We start from the raw sequence: 19,008 nt of genomic DNA, 5'->3' as shown, positions 1-19,008 counted from the left end.
GATCAGGTCGGTTCAGTTTTTCTTCTCTTCCTGCTGTATACCATCGATATTGCAAGCAGTGCGCTCCCGACGACCAGGAACGATACGATACGAACAATGGGGTCGACGGTGGTGAGGTCAATGATGAAGAGGTACAGTATGGTGAGCGACATCGTCAGCAGCGCCATCCAGCGATACTTTCTGCTCTTGAGCAGCCGGCCGCCGATATAATAGAACAATGCGAGGACCAGCCATGAGGCACTGACAAACTGCGGAGGAACGGAGTGATACAATGCGTACGGGAGAAAGAGAAGAGCGCTGGCGAGATAGGCGTTGCGCATCATCTCGGTTCGCAGGGCAAGCTGATTCTTCTGCCAGTTCAGGATGCGCGCGCTCAAGAGTGCCACAATGCCAAAGCTCACGCCGATACTGCTTACAGTCGGGGCGGCGAAGAGATATGCGGCAAAGATGATAAGGTAAATGACAAAGTTTGCGACGACAATGAATCGTGAACGGAACCAGACCGCGGTGGTGACGACGAGGATGCTCTGCCAGCAAAGCCAGACGAAGAAATCGGGCATTGGAAACCGGGCGACGATCGCAGCGCTCAGGGCGGCATAGCCGAGCATCGCATAAACAAACGTCGCGTACACGCTATGCAGGCGAACCCAGAAGGCAATGGAGACGGCGAGAAAAACGACGGAGGCCGCGGAGTTCCAGGCAGTGATCCCGCCGTTCGGTCCGGCGAGCGTCGAGATGGCAAAAACACCGAAGCCGAGAAGACCATTGACAAAACTGTTCAGTATCGAAAAAGCATCTTCCGGCGAGTCTTTCTCGCGCAGGAGGGCCGGCGCTGCAAAGCACATCGCATAGATCAGAACAAACGCCAGATGAATTTGCGGAACAAGGCCGAACTGAAGAGGATGACCGAAGATCGGGTTGTTTGCTGTCCAGATGAAGTGTGTGAGGTACGTGATGCCGATACCGAATGTGAGGAGACCCTTCCAGTGGAATCGTATGCAAAGGTAGGCCGTCAGAGCTGAGAGAATTGCCAGGACCGTGAGAACGAAAGCTGTGCCGCCTCCAAGCAGAGCAGTCAGGTATCCGAGCGTCAGGTTGAATGCGGCGAGATACATCGATGCGCGTCGCATCGCGACGAGGATATTCACGGAAACGACGAGAAGCAACAGGCTTAATTCCAGGGAACCACTCGTCAGGGCAGGAGAGGGGGAGAAATACGAGAGCCGGAGTGTCGTAAAATAGAGGAGCAAAAGCCCTCCGCCGAGTAGATACCGTGAAATCTGCTGAAATGATTCTCTCCAATAACGTGAAAGTAGAAAGATCCCACCAACCAGGGCATAGCCGAACAGGCTTGGGAGGAAAGAAGGGAATCCATCATACGGCATCGTAAGGAGGAAGGCAATCCCCAGGGCGAGACCGACAATACCGACCTTCGCGAACCAGTTCTGACCGACCTGGAGCTCCAGCTCTTCATCGTCTTCGACGGCGACCGATGTGGCTGGCAGTGCCTTGGAATCTTCTTCGGGTGCAGATTGCGGAATGTCGAGATGTGCTTCGATGCGCGCGATGCGGGATTCGAGTGCGCGCAGATGTTCAAGGAATTGCTCATGCGGAAGATTCTCAGGCGATTCGCCCATGCTTGAGTTCCTTTCCTGCTGGTCGATGCGGTACGATGTGTACTGCGTTCATGTGAGCTGCGGGAATTTCTCATTCGCCACTATCACGTGCTTTCTTCCGTCTCCCATAGACAATCGAAACGAGGAAGTGGTTGCGTGCTGCTCATCAGTCTCTTGTGGACATCGCCTCCAGAACGGTACATCGGGTCGCTTGAGAAACGGCGATCAACGACACGAACGCAACCTTACTGAAAAATCGTGCCACTCACAACATCATAACCTTTGACGTTGAGATCCTCGGTGGTTGTGACCCGCGAAGAAGAGCGTTTTTCGACAGCCATTTTCCACTGATAGAGTTCAGAGAATGTGTGCTGAACCTTGCGGGTGAGCTTCCGAAAGAGCCCGCTTGCTTCATACGCGTCTGCTGACTCCCTTGTATCCCAAATGGTGAGCGAAATAACCTCGTTTCGCTCCTCCACTCCCTCGGTGAGGAAAACATAGCGGCAGCCAGCGACGCTGCGGAGCACGGGAAGAACCTCGGCATCATAAAGCCGCGTGAATTCCTCCTTCTTGCCGGGTTGGAGCTTCATGGAGAGTAGGCGAACATAGAGGTGTTCCCGTTGCATCGAGGCGGGGGGCGGCTCGATCGAGGGGCTCTTGACCTCGAAGGAACGGATGACCGGTTCCTCCGGTACAGGAGCATATTCAAGTGTGAGGTCTTTGGAAAGCTGTACCTTCCATTCTGATGTCTCGGCCAGATACGGCTGAGCCTCAGCGAGCGAGCGCTGGAACGTGCCTTGTTGTTCGTACTCTTCGGCGTGCCGGGATGTTTCCCAGAGAGTGAGAGAAATCGCTTCGTCTGGAATGGAAGTGCTTCGGATGAGGCTTGCATAGAGGCACCCGGGCGTCTGCTTGAGTCCGGGAAGAATTTTCTCTCTGTACACACCGCCAACCTTTTCGACCATCTCCACCTTCACTTTGACCTGAACGAGACGCATGAACATGGTTCTTCCTCCTCTCAAGTCCGACATGATAAATCGTGACACGTTGAAGCGACGATTCGCAATCAATGCTCTTTGGAGACCGGACGCGGTGAGCGCACCTGAAGCCCCATTTTCCTCGACAGTGCGACGAAACGCGGATCGTTCCATGCTTGTTGCGCGATGGGATCCGCCGCGAGGAAAATCAAGATTCCGTCACGTTCCTCGTATGCCTGCTGGAAGTACCGGAATGCTTCATCCATTCTCCCAAGACCCATTTCGAGAATCCCGAAATAGTACGGAGAGACATGGGATTTCTTTGAAAGATCACGCAGCTCTCGAATAATTCTCCGGGTTTCTTCCTCGTGCCCGGCGAGGCCTTCTGCAAAGCCGAGCATCGACAACATCACCAGGCGGCTCCCGGAACGCTGAATGGCCTTTTTGGTGACGGCAATGGATTCTTCATATCGTCCGGCGATCATATAAGTCATTCCCAGTCCAAAATACGCCTCAGCATATTCAGGATCGAGATCGAGGGTTCTGTTGAACTGCACAATAGCCTGGTCGATCTTGTACTCAAAATGATAGATGCGCCCGATGCCTGTACTCACGCTGGCGGAAAGTGGATCAAGTTCCTGTGCGCGCAGCATTTCGGCCATCGCCTCGTCAAACCGACCCATGATGGAGAGAAATAATGCATACCATTCATGCGCCCGGGCATAGCCGGGCTTGAGTTGGAGTGCCCGTTTGAATTCCTTTTCCGCACCACCCCAATCCCAATCGATCCGAAACTTCACATATGCCAGCGAGGCATGGGCTTCAGCCTGAGATTCGTCGAGGGCAATCGCCTTCCCTGCGAACTTCTTCGCAGCAGCTATCGCCTGATTACGCGGCAAAGAACCGTACCCGGCATTTCCCGCAAGCGTATAACATTCCGCCAGTCCTGCATATGCGAGGGCGAACGCCGTATCGCGGCTGACCGCCTGTTCAAAAAAGGTAATCGCCTTTACAACTTCATCACCGGTACGCTTGCTCAGGTGGAAGCGGCCAAGCAGGTACTGCCTGTAGGCCTCGCTATTCTCTGTTCCTTTTTTCTCAAGAGACTCTTTCTCACCGGAAAGGAGCTGAATGCTGAGCGCATGGGTAAGGCTCTGGGCGATATCGCTCTGTATCGCGAAGACATCTTTGATGGATCGGGTGTACTCACGAGTGAGAAGGGTTTTCTGGCTTTGAACATCGACGAGGTTGACGCTGATGCGGGCTTCGTCCCCAGACGTTCGCACGCTCCCCTCAAGAATCGAACCGACATGCAGGGCATTCCCGATCTCCGTGATATCGAGTGTGACGCCTTTGAACTTTGCAACGGAGGTACGGGCGATGACGTTCAGGTCGCGGATTTTTGAGAGGGACGAGATCAATTCTTCCGTCATTCCTTCTGCGAAGTACTCGTCGCGGCTGTCTGTACCGATGTTCACGAACGGGAGCACGGCAACGCTGTTTGTGGGCAATGGGCCGTTGGGGGGCGTTGACGGGCGCAGCAGGATTGCAGCAATGAGCACGGAAGCCAGTATGAGCGCGATGGCAATTCTCCGCGGCTTCTTCCGGGCGAGGAAAAACATCACGCGGTCGAGGAAGCCAAACCGGCGCTTTTCCCAGGGACGGATGATGCGGTACAGATCCACGGGGAGATTGATGTTCTTCAATTCCCCCTTGCCAAGCCGGACCAGAGAGTAATCGATCTTGTTCTGGATCTGTCTGGCAACGTCCTCGGAGAGACAGATGCCACCGGGTTCGGCGAGTGGTTCGATGCGGGAAGCGATGTTGACGCCATCGCCGAATACATCATGCTCTTTATAGACGACGTCGCCGATGTGTAAACCAATCCGGAGACGAATCGTCTCCGAGTCGGGTTTCGATGCTGATCGCTCGAACAGGGTCTTCTGGATTTCCATCGCGCACGCGGTCGCAGCCAGCGCGCTCGCGAACTCCACGAGGAAGGCATCACCAATGGTCTTGATTTCATGACCGCCATGCTTCGTCACGAGCGGACGAACTATTGCCCGGTGTTCTTCAAGCAGGCGAAGAGCGAGCTTTTCGTCCTTCTGTGTGAGCGCGCTGTAGCCGACCATGTCGGTGAACATGATAACCGCGAGCTTGCGCTGTTCCGCGGGTTTGGAGGCCGCGGCGGGCTTCTTTGCTCGTGGGGACCTAGTGTGTGATGGTTTCGTATGTTTTCGACTCGTCGCCAAGGCTGATAGTACGTTATTATTGTTTGTTGCTCGGCGTTGTACTGCCGGACTTACTCCATACGGGAGCTCTCCTCCGTCGCGTTGTCGCTTACTTTCTTCCCCCGGCCAGGCGTTGCGCGGAAGGCAAGTTTCTCAGTTTACTCATGGCAATGACTCCGACTGCGGGGCCAATCGAGAGGGATGCAAATGCCCATGACCAACCCACCAGATCGACAAGGACCGGGATCAGACGAATGGTGATGAGTGTCAGTAAGAATCCGAGGCTCGTTTGCAATGTGAGCGCAGTTCCGACATAGTCCGCCTGACATAATTCCGTGACGCACGCCGAAAATTGAGCTGAATCCGCAACCACGGCAAAACCCCAGAGAAGGCAAACAAGAAGCAGCAGGATCGGATTTCCGCCGAAGAGAAATCCCACACAGAGTGCGCACGAGCCGCTGATCACCATCGAGATCATCGTAATGGTGGTCCGGCCGAACCTGTCGGCAAGAATTCCGGCGACAATGCTTCCTGCTCCTCCAACACCAATCACGGCGAATGCAGCGAGCCCTCCCCACACAGGCTGAATGGAACTGATTCCGAAGCTTTTGAAGAGAAATATCGGAGTCCACGCCCACATTGCATACAGTTCCCACATGTGACCGAGATAACCGAGATTCGCGAGCACGAGCTCGCGTTTCCGGAAGATCTGCCCTACATACTTCCAATTGAAGTGTCGAAACGGAGTACGGTATGGGCCTTCACGGACAAACAGGAGTGTGATCATACCGCCCACGAAAGCCAGACCGGCTGAAGAGTACAACACCGGCTGCCAGCTTGTGATTCCGCCGAGCGTGTTGATCAAGTGCGGCGCAGCTGATCCGAGGGTGAGCGCTCCTACCAGAAGCCCAATTCCGAAACCACGGTCCTCCATGGTCCAGGTGGAGATGATCTTCATGCCTACGGGGTAGACACCAGCAAGCAATAGTCCGGTGAGAAAACGAAGGAGCAGCGTTACCGTGAGGCCGATCGCCAGGAACGGAATGAGTCCCGTGACAAGCGCTGCCAGGAAGGACGTGACAGCGAAGAGCAGGTGGCCGGGAACATAGTCGGCCAGATTAAACAGAGACGATGCGAAGGCTCCCACGACGAATCCTATCTGTACAGACATTGTAAGCCATGCCTGGTCAGATCCCGTGAGATGCCAATTCACGGTGAGCGCAGGTATGACCGCCGACGCGGAGAACCATACTGACATGCCAAAGAATTCACACAGAGCTATGACGAAGAGCATTCGCCGCTTGTTTCTGAGTGACGGGTGGGTCAACCTATCTTCTCCGATTGAGTGAACGTTGGCAGCGCGACTGGGCGAACGATGCTTCAAGGCGTCCCCCACCGACAATTGCCAAAGGCCTTAAGCCCTTGGTAACGGAACCAGTTGATGCTCAAGTTTTCACTTTTTTGGCGATACTTGCTTCGGCGTGTTCGACTGATTCGAAGACTTCGAACACCCGATCGAGGTGCATGTGCGAGACAATTCTCTGCAATTCACCCTGAACTCCTGCCAGCGTGAGGGCGCCTTCTTGCCGTCCGACGGAGACCATTGCCGAGATCATCGCGCCGAGCCCGGCGCTGTCGACAAACTTGAGGTGAGACAGGTCGAGGATGACGAAGTGGATTTTGTCTTTGAGGAGTCCGAAGACGGCTTGCTCGAAGACCGAGACATCGGGTCTCCCGACAAAAGACCCTCTGAGGCTCAGGACGCCGATCTTGCCGCGACGTTGTTCTTTGATGGTCACGTTCTATTGTCCTTCCGGGCCAGTTTCTCACGCTCGCTGGCTCTGCGATTGATTTTGAGCTGAAGAGTTCCTACTCTTGTGCAAGAACCTCTGCCACGTACGTCATGCCTACAACACCAAAAGAAAAAGCTGTCCGGTTTCTTCTCAAGCCCCCCGCCTCGCGCTATGTGCGCCGGGTGAGTGCATTCCTGGAGAAGGACCCCGGTTATATCAGCGCGCACCGCGAAGATGTCGGCAACATCATTATCGGTTTTCTTGCCGGCTCGGGGCTGCAATGGCACCGTGAGATCTTCGAGCGTGAATGGCCTGCAATTCTCCGCGAAGCCCTCGCACGTCTCTCTGCCAAAACAAAGCCATAAGCGATAAACCCGCTGCTCGGGCGCTTCAACGCCTGGATCGATCGACCTTCCGCTGGCCCGATCTCGCGATGACCCCATCAGAGAGCACTACTTCTTTTTGACCAGAGCAGTCCAGTTTACCGTTAACGTCGTTGGAGGCGAAATCTCGCTCGTGCCCAGCGAATTTACAACGACTCTCCGGCCCTCCGGCGAAACGTCGTACACGCCTGCATATTCTTTCGGATATGAGTGAAAGAGGACCCTGCTCTTTCCCACCTCGACCCGTGAATCCTTCGCGGCAACTTCTGTGAGCATTACATAACTCTGCGGGTCCATGTAGAAGATCTTTAACCCGTCTCGCGTCCACCGCGGCCGTGACCCGCCGGAAGGTGAGATTTGCCATGGATTGCCCGGTCCAGGAAAGGGGCGAACGTATATTTCATTTCTTCCGGATTCATCTGAACAGTATGTCATCCACTTCCCGTCGGGGGAGAAGTGAGGATCCCATTCGTTGGCTTCCGTCCGAAGAAACGGTATCGGTGTTCGATCCCCGGCGATCGGTAATACCCAGATATCAGATCGCGTCTTCAAGGCCGTTGTCGTCACATACGCGAGGAATCTACCATCGGCTGACCAGTCAAACGGCTGCTTATTCTCGTTAGATTCGAACAGGAGCTCTTCTTGTCCCGTGCCCAGTTTCTTCCTGTACAGATCGAAGACCCCTTTCCGATTGGACGCGAAGACAAGTTGCGTCCCGTCGTGCGACCAGACGGGCAGGCGATCCGGGGCGTTGTTATAGGTGAATCGGGTTTTGGATCGGCTGGAGAGTTCATAAATCCAAATATCGAGGTTGCCGGACAAGCGATCGTTCAGAGCGTATGCGAGAAGCTTGCCGTTGGGACTAAAGCGCACATCCCAGTATGCTGCCTGATCACCGACATGTCCCTCCTCCTTTCCAGACAGATCGAACATGATGAGCTGCGAACCCGTCAGCGAACTCCTGAATTGATAGGTGAGGAGATTGGTATTGGAAACCGAAAAAGTTGCCGAACCATCACCGGCGTCGATTTGTATCCTCTCAACCAGTGAGATAGGATCACCTTCTGTAACAAGTTTCGCAGGGTTGAACGGAAGAGCCATGAGCTTGCCCGCGATTGTACAGAGCACATAGCCATCTGCATATGCTGCGTTCGTGGTCGACTGGACGACGAATTTCCGTTCTTTTCCGTCGAGTGAAGCCACTGAGATAGCATCAGCATCCCCGCGCACACCTGTCGTTGTTGTCCGGGAGAGGAAAAGAAAATGCCGGCCGTCGGGAAGAAAGTACGGCCACCGATGAGAGGTTTCTTGTTTGATCGTGTCAAGTTGCGTCAAGGCCACAGCAGTGCCGCCTGACGCAGGGACGCGGAAAATCGGCGATTGCGACGAAGGGGCAAAAAGAATACTTCCATCCGAACTCCAGGATCCTCCAAGGCCTTCTCTCGCTTCGCAGATGGTGACAACCGATCCGCCCTCAACATCGAGCCGTTTGAGCTTTGCTTCGGCGAAAAATCCGAGGGAACGGCTGTCCGGAGACCAAAATGGATACGAGGCATCGTCGGTCCCCGGCAGCTGGCGAACCTGCACATCGTCTATGGACCGGATCCAGAGAAGCTTCTTGCCGTTTGCATCCCTTCCGGAGAATACGAGTCGGTGGCCGTCCGGAGAGAGTGTGAGGGGGCCGGTGGACGACAGCGTTCCAATCTCGGCAGGCAGAATCAGTGCCTTGACGGTAAAAGGTGCGGTAGAAGATTGAAAGAATTCATCACGAATCGCGAACAACGCGGTGGAGCAAAAGAAAACAGTTGCTGCGAGAACCCACAACCATTGACGCTTTCTCTGTGTGGCACTTTCGATGCGATCTGTACTGCGGTCGCTCGAGGAAGTCGATGGCGTCGAGTACGGCATGTCGCGCACGGCAGAAAATGCATGCAGTGCGTCTGAATCACGCTTGATACGCCTCAGATCGACGGCGACATCCTTGACAGATTGGTAACGCTCAGTCTGTTCTTTTTCCAGGCACTTGAGAACAACCTGCTCTACGCGAATGTCAATAGTGCGGATGATGGCAGATATCGGTTTTGGATTGACGTTGACGATCTCATAAATAATAGCAGCTTCGTGCACTCCATTGAACGGCGATTGACCGGAAATAAACTCATAGAGGATAATGCCAAGCGAGAAGATGTCTGTACGATGGTCTATGTCCAGTCCCTGCACCTGCTCCGGAGACATGTAACCAACCGTGCCGAGCAAACTGCGGGCTGTCGTGAGCCGTGTTGATCCCCTGAGCTTGGCCAGTCCGAAATCCATGATCTGCACGATACCGTCTTTGCGGATCATAATGTTTTCGGGTTTGATATCACGATGGACAATGCCTTTCTCGTGAGCTGCAGCAAGGCCATCGGCGATTTGAGCGCCAATGTCAATGGCCTGTTTCACAGAAATGGGCTGTTTGTTATCCCGCATCGATTGGCCTTCGACCAGCTCCATCGCGATGAACAATCGTCCATCGTATTCATCGATGCCGTAGATAGTACATATGTTGGGGTGGTTGAGGGATGCGGCAGCTCGGGCTTCCTGGAGGAAGCGGGCCTTCTCTTGCTCTGACGCGGACAAATGCTCGGGGAGGAACTTAAGGGCAACAGCGCGGTTGAGTTTGGTGTCCTGGGCTTTGTAGACGACGCCCATACCGCCTTCTCCGAGCTTCTCCAGAATCTTGAAATGACTGATCGTTGAGCCGATCATGACACGCCTCCGCCTTCGTTCCACTTCGGCGGATTCTCAAATTTCCAACCACTCGCAAAAAGCGCTCGTGGGGAAATTTGGAACATGCCGCCTTCTCCAAGCTTTTCAAGAATCTGATAGTGTGAAATTGTTTGACCAACCATGAGGAGTACAGGAATGGTTAAATCGTTCATCGGTGAATTGATAATTGTCTCGATGATCCGATGGACATCTCACCCGATGACCCGATCACGTGTTTCTACTTGAACAAATTCTCCACCAAAATCAGTCGTGCGCTTAACCTCGGAGTAACATACACTATCTCGTTCCCGTCGAGAGTAATGTTGATCGATCGATTTGTCACACCGGCGAAGGCCGCCGGCAAGGCCTCTTCCGTCCGCCCGGTAAACCAGATCTTCCGGATTTTGCCCTGCCCGGCATACTGCAGCATGAATCCGGATGAGGATGAACGCGATGTGTAGTTCGAGAACGGGCCGGGAGGGGCACCGATTTTCCTTGCGGGGCCACGGAGAATTGGTGTAACGATGTCCCCCGTCTGTTTGAGAAGCTCTGTGGCATCAAACTTCTCGGTCTCTACAACCCACCATCCTCGTTTGTCGGAGTGACGATCATAATACACAAGGTGCCGGTTGTCCCATACCGACCAGACGAACACGGAATCGCTGAAGAACCGGCGTGTCGGACCTCCGGACAGTGAGGCTATAGAGGATCGGACACGGACATTATCGACGATCAGAATGTGATTATCATCGAACCAATCAACGCCAAAATTGCTTCCTACAAGTTTTGGCGGGCCCGGGTGGTCGACATCCACCACGTAGATGCTGAACGTGGAGGTATCAGCTCCCTGGTTTGTTGGCGGGACGCTGTACATGATCTTTTGCCCGTTAGGAGAAAAGGACGGGACTCGCGAGACAGTGTTTCCTGTCGTCAGGCGGCGCCGGTTGCTGCCATCGTGATCCACAACGTAAAGGTCCGTGTTATTTTTCAGCGGATCGGGGTCTCTCATGACAAATGCTATTTGCTTCTTGTCAGGCGAGACGGTTGGTTCCCAGATTTCCCTGTCATCAAAGGTGATTTGTCGGAGCGATGACCCATCCAGATTGGCTGTCCACAAATATCCGACAGGTTGTTGCTGAAGGTACATGAGTGTTTTCCCGGAACGGGAAACGCTCATGCCGATATCGGGACCCCCGCCTTTTGTCACCTGAAGTGCTTCTCCACCTGAGGCCGGGACGGTCCACAGATTTGTGTTTCCCGCTCTGTTCGAAGAGAAAATAATCTGGTCATCGACGGTCCACACGATCGAGTCGATGTTCTCCTTTCCGGCGGTCAGTTGACGTTCGCCGCCGGTCTGGAGATCATGAATGATAATGACCTGCGAAGAGCCGGAATGAGACCGGATCCACGCGATCGAATTTCCGTTTGGAGACCAGCAGAAGCTGTACCGATAATCTCCCCCCTTAACCACGAACAGTGAATCTCTATATTCTCTGCGCGCATCCGACCCGTCAGCGTTCACCGACCAGAATTCCACCATCCCGGATTCCGATCTGGTGTCACTATTGGGGGTTCGGATGAATCCTACGCGTTTTCCATCGGGTCTCCAGAGGGGAGTGTCGCCCCCCGTCGCGAGCTTACGGCTTGTGCCGCCAAGGGCCGAGATAGCAAAAACATCATTTGTTTTGGTGTCGTCACTTGGCCGCGTGTAGACGATTTGACTTCCGTCGAAAGAAATATCGGCCGCTTGCTGAATGAACGTAGTCGCGTCAGAAGTGATCTTCCTGGGTTCTCCTCCGTTTACATGCATATAATAGATGTCCCACTTACCGTTCACGTCCGCGGCGGGGAATGCGACCCAGTTGCCGTCAGGCGAAATGCCGGGATAGGAATACTGCGTGAACGGAACCTGGAGGACCCGTGTCGTCATATCGGGGTTTACTTTGGGCCGTGAATGGGGAAGGAGGAGCCACGCTGCGGCGGCGAGGATGACGATCACACCTCCGGCGATGCCGTACCGCATCAACGGATTCTTCCTGACTGGGAGAGCCTGTGCAACAGCCGGTTGTGGAATATCGCCTGACATTGTCTCCTCAGCCGCGTGCTGAACGGGTGTGTATGCCGAGCTGCGCACCACCTTGCTTGTCTTCTTCTGCGCACGCCGCAGTTCGCTGACGATATCATCCATGTGTTGAAACCGATCAGCCGGATCTTTTTCAAGGCATCGAAGTATCAAATTGGAGAGAAGGGAGGATGCCTCCGGGCGGAGCTGATCGAGTTGCATGGGTTCTTCATTCACAATCGAATAGACCATTGCCGCTTCGTGTTCACCCCGGAATGGAAGCTTGCCCGTCAGCATTTCAAAGAAGAGAACGCCGAAAGAAAAGATATCACTCCTGTGATCAACTTCACCCCCCTGAATCTGCTCCGGGGCCATGTAACCAAGTGTGCCGACCGTGCTGGATGTCCTGGTAAGTTTCAGCGATCCCTTCAGCTTCGCCAATCCAAAATCCATCACTTTGGCCTGACCTTTGGAGGTCAGCATAATGTTGTCGGCCTTGATGTCGCGGTGAACGATCCCCTTCGAATGCGCCTCCTGCAACGCGTCACCGATCTGGGCAGCCACAGTGAGGGCGTCGTCGAGCTTGGTGAACGGGATCTTCTCCCGGAGCGTGCCCCCCTCGATGAACTCCATGGCGATAAACATCGTACCGTTTGATTCATCGACACCATAGATTGTACAGATATTATTTTGGTTAAGAGCGGCGGCCGCCTTAGCTTCCTGAAGAAAGCGGGCTTTCGTCTCTGCGTTGGTGGAAACGTGAGAGGGAAGGAACTTCAGCGCGACGAACCGGTCGAGTTTCGTGTCCTGGGCTTTGTAGACAACGCCCATGCCCCCTTCGCCAAGCTTTTCAAGGATCGTATAGTGCGAAATCGTTTGTCCGATCATACCCTATGGGAATAGTTAATTGGTGAGTGGCTCAATGACACGTGATCTAGTTGCTCAAAGACCCGATGACTGCATCTCCATCCCGGTGGCCTCGTCTATCTATAGACCTTGGCCACCGGACAGAGCATACATCTGTTCATATCAAGCGAACATCAGTCCACGATGATCTTTGGGGGCGAATCCCCCACTGCAAATTCCTTCGGTCCATCGCAGAACGCTGAGTACGTATACACTCCCTTTTCTACTTGTCCGACGCCAAGAGTCAGGGTTTTACCGCTCTTGATCTTCTTGGCGTGCCCGCCGAACAGGTTTGCATCATCGAACTGGAGGTACACGTCGGTCCCTTCCGCGTGGAAGATGACCTTTTGCCCCTCTACAACATGGACCTCCGTGATTGTTGTGCCGGTCAGGACCACTTTCCATACATTCTCGACCTTCGCAATCGAGACATTGACGTTCTTCGGCACGTCCTGCGGGGTTTGCCCCGGTCCGAAGCCACTGATGAACAGAAACAACAGCGGCAACGTAATGGCGCGTATGAATGACTTCATGAGGTATTCCTTACTCATTGGTGAGAGAGAAATGGATTAGTTGGATCATTTTTGCGATCGTGTTCGCTTCATCAAGACAGCATATCTCGGATCGGCATAGAGCTCCCTCAGCTCAGGCTGGCTCGAAATCTCACTCACAGAATATCCGGCGTCGAGCGCTTTGCCAATCCACTGCAGTGCGCGTTCCCGGTCACCGATTGCTTCGTATGTGGTACCCGCGTGGAAGAGGATCGATGCATCGTTCTTGTTGAGCCGAAGGGACCGTTCCGTGCAGAGACGGGCACTGTCCCGGGCTCCGATCATCGCGTAGTATCCTCCCAGCGAAGCCATAATATCCGGGTCGTCCTGGTTCACAGAGAGTTGCTGTCGCGCAAGCCCGATAGCTTGTCGGAACAACTCAGTTGATTTCCCCCTTCCGTCCGGGCTCCAGTAGTAGGCCGACGCGAGGTTCCCGGTAACAAAGTGGTCGTTTGCATTAGACGCGCGTGCTCTCTCATACCATGTGGCAGCCTCCGGGAATCGACCCTCAACGTAGTTGAGGGTTCCGAGGTTTGACGCAGTCTGGTAGGAGGGGCGGATGTTGTACGAAAGCTCAAACATCTCTCTGGCATCGGACCACCGTTTGAGGAAATAGTACATACCGCCAACATTACTGTAACCACGGTAGTTGTCCGGAGTAAGGCTGATCACTTTCTTGAAAGCGGCGATCGCCTCATCATAACGGCTGTTTTTAGAATAGAAGACCCCCAGGTCGTTGTGCCCCCCCCAATAGTCCGGTCGCAGTTCAATCGCCCGTCGGTATGTCTTCTCTGCCGTTGGAATATCTCCACGAGATTCGTATGCCTTTGAAAGGCCCCGGTACGCTTCAGCGCTTGATGGATCCTTCTGTAATGCTGCTTCAAACAACGGTATCGCTTGCTCCGGTTTGCCCGTCCCCGCATACACCATCCCGAGTGTGATATTCACTGGAGCGAGGTTCGCGTCGATGGACTGTGCCCGGTTGCACTCTGCGATCGCGTCGTGCACCAATCGCGTGTCTTTTCCCAACTCGTATTTCCGCCAGAATGCTTCGCCAAGAGCAGCATGAGCCAACGCATATGCGGAATCCTCCCTGATGGCCTGACGGAAAGAAAGAACGGCGTTGTCGATATTCTCTTCGTTCTCGTACCGCAACAACTGGCCGCGACCCCTCAGGTAGAACTCAAACGCGGCAGGAACGGAGGTTCCACCGGACTGGAGCACATGCTTCATCTCGGGGTGAAACTCCACGTGGAGCATCTCCAACACCTTCATGACTGATTCGTTCTGAAGCGACGCAAGCTGGTCGCGCGAGAGGTCGATGGAGGCACCGCTGATTTGCCGGACTGAGCCAGCATCGATCAGGTTGAGCGTAAGTCGATAGACTTCCCCGATCGCCTGCAGCGAACCGTCAACAACGAGGTTGACACCGAACGACTTTCGAGCTTCTTCGGCGCTCCTGATGCGCGAACGCCTGACCTCGCTCGCGGGAACCACCCAGAGCGACCCGTGAAATTGTTCCAACTGAGTGAGCTGGCTGGTCATCGTTTCCGTGAGCCCGTCGCAGAGTGCCTGGCGGTCGACATCGTTCCCGATGTTCGAAAATGGAAGAACGGCCAGGTGCTGCTGGTCCGGAACCGAGTTGATTCCTATGATCCGGGCGAATCGGTTCCGGAGGTCGGTAGAGGCAAGGGTCACAGCGAGTGCTCCAACCAGCAGAATTGTGAGAACCGGTATCAACCATCGCCGGGATGCCAGGGATCGCCCCGCTGGTTTCGGACTGATGTGCCCCGAGACACTGGTGGATCCACCCGCGAGGACAGCGTCGATGTCATTGCACAATTCATGTGTCGACTGGTAGCGATCATTTGGATTCTTTGCGAGGCACCGTCGAACGATGGCATCAGCTGAAGCAGAGATACTCTGCGTTCGCGAGGAAGGAGCAGGAGCTTCCTCGTTCAGAATCTGATACAGCATCGCGTGGTCATACGGTCCCTTGAAGGGGCGATCACCCGTAAGCAATTCGAAGAGTACAACACCGAGCGAGTAGATATCCGCCCGCTGATCCACTTCCTCGCCGCGGGCCTGTTCCGGCGGCAGATACGCCATCGTTCCCACGGTCGAACCGACGGCGGTCAGGTCCGAGCGCCCGGCCACCTTGGCAAGGCCGAAGTCCATGATCTTCACCCGTCCGTCCGCCATCACCATGATGTTGCTGCTCTTGAGGTCCCGGTGGATGATCTGTTTTGCATGCGCCACCCCGAGGCCCTCAGCAACCTGCCGGATGATACGCAGGCACAACTGCTCGTTCGCGGTTCCGGCGTTTTCCAGGAGCGTGGTCCCATCGACAAGTTCCATCACAAAATACAGTCGGCCTTCGTGTGTTCCGATGTCGTAGATGGTACAAATAGAGGGATGGTTCAGGGACGAAGCGGCCCGTGCCTCCTGGATGAACCGTTCCTGGTCTGATGCGGACCCGGAAAGTTCTGATGAGAGAAACTTGATCGCGACATCGCGGGCCAGCCGGGCGTCGTGGGCTTTGTAAACCACGCCCATGCCACCTTCACCCAACTTCTCAAGAATCTCGTAGTGGCTAATTATTGTCCCAATCATATGCACCTCAAGTTGCAGCTCCCGCCGCACGACGGCGGAATCCTCAAATTTTCAACCGCTCGCGGTAGAACGCTCGCGGGAAAATTTGGGACTTCACCGAGTTTTTCGAGAATGCTGTAATGAGAGATTGTCTGGCCGATCATAGCTTTTCTTGATTGGTTTGCGCCAGAGGCGCATCCCCGCCAGCCTCACTACCGCATCGAGGCGGGCTGGCGCCTTCGGCGGAAATTGGTGATTGGTTAGGTGGCCCGATCAGCCGATCACCTTCTGTGTTCTCTTCTTTTCAAGTCTTCCGTCTCACACCTCACTTCTTCAACAACTGGGGCCAGTTGACAACCACCGACAGCGAGCTGGTGCTCCGGCTTGCCAGCGGGCGGATAGCAACATAGCGTGCGCCGCTCTTTGACTTTCCGAATACCTGGCGCATGCGAGACATTGCCGGAGGAAACAGCGGTTTGGCCTGTCCAAATGACGGTTTTCCCGAGGAAAAAGTAACGTCCGCCTTCATGTGCGCGTCGATGGAGGACGAGTAGAACACGATTTCCTTATCAAGCCAGATTGGCTCTTCTCCGGTCCCTGACGAAATTTGCCATTGGCCGCCTTCTCCCCGAAACGAACGGACATAAATCTCACGCTTCCCGGATTCATCGGATTGATAGACGATCCATTTCCCATCGGGTGAAAATCTGGCGTCTTCCCCGCTGATGTTGAGTCTTGTTACCTTGGCCGGCCGTTGGGAATCGCTCAGGTCCACGATGCCGAGTTCTCCCTGATTCCCCAGGATCTCCGTCACGAGCAGGCTGCGGCTGTCTGGAGAGATGTCCACAGGGGCGAGGACGGAATTTGCGTTTGCGCCTTGAGCGAGAAGAACTTCCTGCCCGGAACCGTCCGCCCGTTTCTCGAAGAGATTCGCCTTGTTGACGCCGATCTCAGCCGAGAAGATAATCTTAGAGCCGTCGCGGGACCAGAGCGGGCGCGATCCGGAAAACGCTCCGAACGTGAGCCGCGTTTTCACATTTCGGGTGATATCGAATACCCAGATATCAGTTCGTTGATCCTGATTCTGAATCTCGTCATACGCGATGTGTTTTTCGTCCGGGGACAACCGAGCCGCGGTCCATGGCGTCGCCTGCACAATCGCCAATTGGCGGCCCTCAGTATCGATCCAGATGATCTCTTCTATGGTGGTGCTGCCCCCGATGGAGGAAAGAAGGATGCCGTTCTCGGATGCCGAAAAGTCTCCCTTTGCACGCGGGCGCCATGCGTTGACACCCTCCTGGAGCGATACGGCATCTCCTGTCAGCGTGAAGGAGCTCGCGTTGAAAGGTTGTGCCATCAGAATGCCCTGGCGGAGGTAGAGCAGGTGTCCTGCGGCGAAGACACAATTGGAGAATCCCCGGGCGACCTCTTTCGGTTGTCCACCGTCGTCGGAGCCGACATAGGTGATGGTGTTCGCTCCTCTGCCGCCGAGTTCGACGGACGTGAAGAGGAAATGATGTCCGTCGGGAAGGTACCAGGGGTAGCGCGGAGCGGCGATCTTTCCGGTATCAAATGCAGTCACGGGACGAACAGCTCCTCCGACAGCAGGGACACCAAAGAGATTGGGATCTGCGACATTGGGGGCGAAGACGATGAGTCCGTTTTTGCCCCAGGAACCGCCGCGGCCCAGAGGCGCATCGGCGAGCGTGAGCACCGGTCCGCCGTTCGCGCTGACGGTCCGGAGTTTTCCCTCGGCAAAAAAACCGACGGACCGGCTGTCGAACGACCAGAAAGGATATTCCGCGTCTTTCGTGCCGAGCAAAGAACGGGAAATGTTCGAGCGAAGCGGACGAATCCAAAGTGTGCGTTGAAAAAGTGAATCGATTCCGCTGAAGACGATCATGGTTCCGTCGGGCGAAATACTCGAATGCCCCCCGACACCATTGACATACACCGTCCCGCGAGGCATCTCGATCGAGGCCCAGATCGGCTCTGGCGCGCTGGGCGGGAAGAACAACAGATACGCGCCGCCGAGCCCAAGAAACATTGCGACGAATGCTGTGACGACGATCGGTATCCAGCGAGTGATTTTCGAACGGGCCGTCTTCACTTCGGGGCTGGACGATTGATCCAGTTGCGCAGCGGCTTCGATTCGTGACACGACTGCCGGCCTGGCGGCCGTGATTCTGCTCATGCGTTGCCGGCTGGAATCGCGCCGATATCGTTTCAGATCAAGAGCCACCTGACTCGCTGCCTGCGTTCGCTCTCTGGGGTCTTTTTCGAGACATTCGAGAATTATCGAGTCGAGTTCGGGGGAGATTTCCGGATTGAGCGACGACATCGGCGGCGAATCAACGTTGACGATCTCATAGGAGATGGCTGTCTCATGAATTCCCTTGAAGGGGAGCTGTTTCGTGAAGAGTTCGAACAGTACGACCCCCATCGAGAAAATGTCCGACCGGTGATCGGCATCCAGCCCCTGCACCTGTTCTGGAGACATGTAGCCGGCTGTGCCGACCGTTGAGCCTTCCTTGGTTAGCCGCGACGCACCGCGGAGTTTTGCAAGACCAAAATCCATGATCTGCACGATTCCGTCCTTGCGGATCATGATGTTATCGGGTTTGATATCCCTGTGGATGACACCTTTCTCGTGAGCTGCTGCCAGCCCCTCGGCGATCTGAATGCCGATGTCGATGGCCTGTTTTACCGAGAGGAGAGATTTTTTCTCCTGCAGTGTCTGGCCTTCGACATATTCCATCACAATGAATTGCTGTCTGCCTGCGGCTGACTCACTTTCTTCGATGCCATGAATGGTGCAGATGTTCGGATGGCTCAGCGCAGCGGCGGACTGTGCCTCCTGCAGGAACCGGGCCTTGTCCTGTTCAGATCCCGAAACGTGAGGAGGGAGGAACTTGAGCGCAACGGCGCGGTTGAGGGTTGTGTCATGGGCTTTATAGACAATACCCATACCACCTTCGCCAAGCTTCTCAAGAATGTTGTAGTGGTTAATCGTTGTCCCGATCATATGCACCTCAAGTTGCAGCTCCCGCCAGAAGACGGCGGGATGCTCAAACTTCCGGCGACTCGTTGAAGGACACTCGTCGGGAAGTTTGGCACTTCGCCCAGCTTCTCAAGAACCTGGTAATGAG

General features: G+C 54.9%; 11 protein-coding genes. 1 reads left to right on the top strand and 10 read right to left on the bottom strand.

The annotated features are described in order from the left end of the window. Positions 1 to 2: 2 nt before the first annotated feature. The 5 genes from NTU47_03665 to NTU47_03645 all read right to left on the bottom strand — a co-directional run bounded on the left by NTU47_03665 (position 3) and on the right by NTU47_03645 (position 6,623). A complete protein-coding gene (locus tag NTU47_03665) occupies positions 3 to 1,637 on the bottom strand; it encodes a DUF2339 domain-containing protein (protein MCX6132892.1) in 1,635 nt (544 codons plus the stop codon). A gap of 224 nt (positions 1,638 to 1,861) precedes the next feature. After that, complete coding sequence (locus tag NTU47_03660) at positions 1,862 to 2,620, bottom strand: antibiotic biosynthesis monooxygenase (GenBank protein ID MCX6132891.1); 759 nt, start codon at positions 2,618 to 2,620, stop codon at positions 1,862 to 1,864. Between the two features lie 62 nt (positions 2,621 to 2,682). Continuing rightward, positions 2,683 to 4,737, bottom strand: a complete 2,055-nt coding sequence (locus NTU47_03655) for a tetratricopeptide repeat protein (protein MCX6132890.1) — start codon at positions 4,735 to 4,737, stop codon at positions 2,683 to 2,685. Between the two features lie 196 nt (positions 4,738 to 4,933). Beyond that, a complete protein-coding gene (locus tag NTU47_03650) occupies positions 4,934 to 6,118 on the bottom strand; it encodes an MFS transporter (protein MCX6132889.1) in 1,185 nt (394 codons plus the stop codon). Between the two features lie 151 nt (positions 6,119 to 6,269). After that, on the bottom strand, positions 6,270 to 6,623 hold the full coding sequence (locus NTU47_03645) for an STAS domain-containing protein (protein ID MCX6132888.1): 354 nt from the start codon (positions 6,621 to 6,623) through the stop codon (positions 6,270 to 6,272). Positions 6,624 to 6,727: 104 nt separating this feature from the next. Here NTU47_03645 and NTU47_03640 point away from each other — a divergent pair, with 104 nt between their 5' ends. After that, positions 6,728 to 6,982: a hypothetical protein gene (locus NTU47_03640; GenBank protein ID MCX6132887.1), complete on the top strand. Its 255-nt coding sequence runs from the start codon at positions 6,728 to 6,730 to the stop codon at positions 6,980 to 6,982. A gap of 87 nt (positions 6,983 to 7,069) precedes the next feature. On the opposite strand, the gene NTU47_03635 is transcribed toward NTU47_03640, so the two are convergent. From NTU47_03635 to NTU47_03615, 5 genes are all read right to left on the bottom strand, one after another. Further along, entirely contained in the window at positions 7,070 to 9,748 is a 2,679-nt protein-coding gene (locus tag NTU47_03635; GenBank protein MCX6132886.1) for a protein kinase, read from the bottom strand. Positions 9,749 to 9,986: 238 nt separating this feature from the next. After that, positions 9,987 to 12,698 carry a protein kinase gene (locus NTU47_03630; GenBank protein ID MCX6132885.1) on the bottom strand — a complete coding sequence of 904 codons (2,712 nt, stop codon included), beginning with the start codon at positions 12,696 to 12,698 and terminating at the stop codon, positions 9,987 to 9,989. 152 nt (positions 12,699 to 12,850) lie between these two features. After that, a complete protein-coding gene (locus tag NTU47_03625; protein MCX6132884.1) occupies positions 12,851 to 13,249 on the bottom strand; it encodes a hypothetical protein in 399 nt (132 codons plus the stop codon). A gap of 45 nt (positions 13,250 to 13,294) precedes the next feature. Beyond that, entirely contained in the window at positions 13,295 to 15,880 is a 2,586-nt protein-coding gene (locus NTU47_03620; GenBank protein MCX6132883.1) for a protein kinase, read from the bottom strand. A 304-nt stretch (positions 15,881 to 16,184) separates the two neighbouring features. After that, complete coding sequence (locus NTU47_03615; GenBank protein ID MCX6132882.1) at positions 16,185 to 18,884, bottom strand: protein kinase; 2,700 nt, start codon at positions 18,882 to 18,884, stop codon at positions 16,185 to 16,187. Between the last annotated feature and the right edge of the window lie 124 nt (positions 18,885 to 19,008).

Source organism: Ignavibacteriales bacterium (genome assembly GCA_026390595.1).
Lineage (GTDB): Bacteria > Bacteroidota > Ignavibacteria > UBA10030 > UBA10030 > UBA9647.
Note: the sequence above shows the minus strand (reverse complement) of the source record. Positions and strands in the feature narration are given on the sequence as shown.

Coding starts and splice junctions, on each gene's coding strand:
- NTU47_03665 (MCX6132892.1), bottom strand. CDS start 1,637: ATGGGCGAATCGCCTGAGAATCTTCCGCATGAGCAATTCCTTGAACAT.
- NTU47_03660 (MCX6132891.1), bottom strand. CDS start 2,620: ATGTTCATGCGTCTCGTTCAGGTCAAAGTGAAGGTGGAGATGGTCGAA.
- NTU47_03655 (MCX6132890.1), bottom strand. CDS start 4,737: ATGTTCACCGACATGGTCGGCTACAGCGCGCTCACACAGAAGGACGAA.
- NTU47_03650 (MCX6132889.1), bottom strand. CDS start 6,118: ATGCTCTTCGTCATAGCTCTGTGTGAATTCTTTGGCATGTCAGTATGG.
- NTU47_03640 (MCX6132887.1), top strand. CDS start 6,728: ATGCCTACAACACCAAAAGAAAAAGCTGTCCGGTTTCTTCTCAAGCCC.
- NTU47_03635 (MCX6132886.1), bottom strand. CDS start 9,748: ATGATCGGCTCAACGATCAGTCATTTCAAGATTCTGGAGAAGCTCGGA.
- NTU47_03630 (MCX6132885.1), bottom strand. CDS start 12,698: ATGATCGGACAAACGATTTCGCACTATACGATCCTTGAAAAGCTTGGC.
- NTU47_03625 (MCX6132884.1), bottom strand. CDS start 13,249: ATGAAGTCATTCATACGCGCCATTACGTTGCCGCTGTTGTTTCTGTTC.
- NTU47_03620 (MCX6132883.1), bottom strand. CDS start 15,880: ATGATTGGGACAATAATTAGCCACTACGAGATTCTTGAGAAGTTGGGT.
- NTU47_03615 (MCX6132882.1), bottom strand. CDS start 18,884: ATGATCGGGACAACGATTAACCACTACAACATTCTTGAGAAGCTTGGC.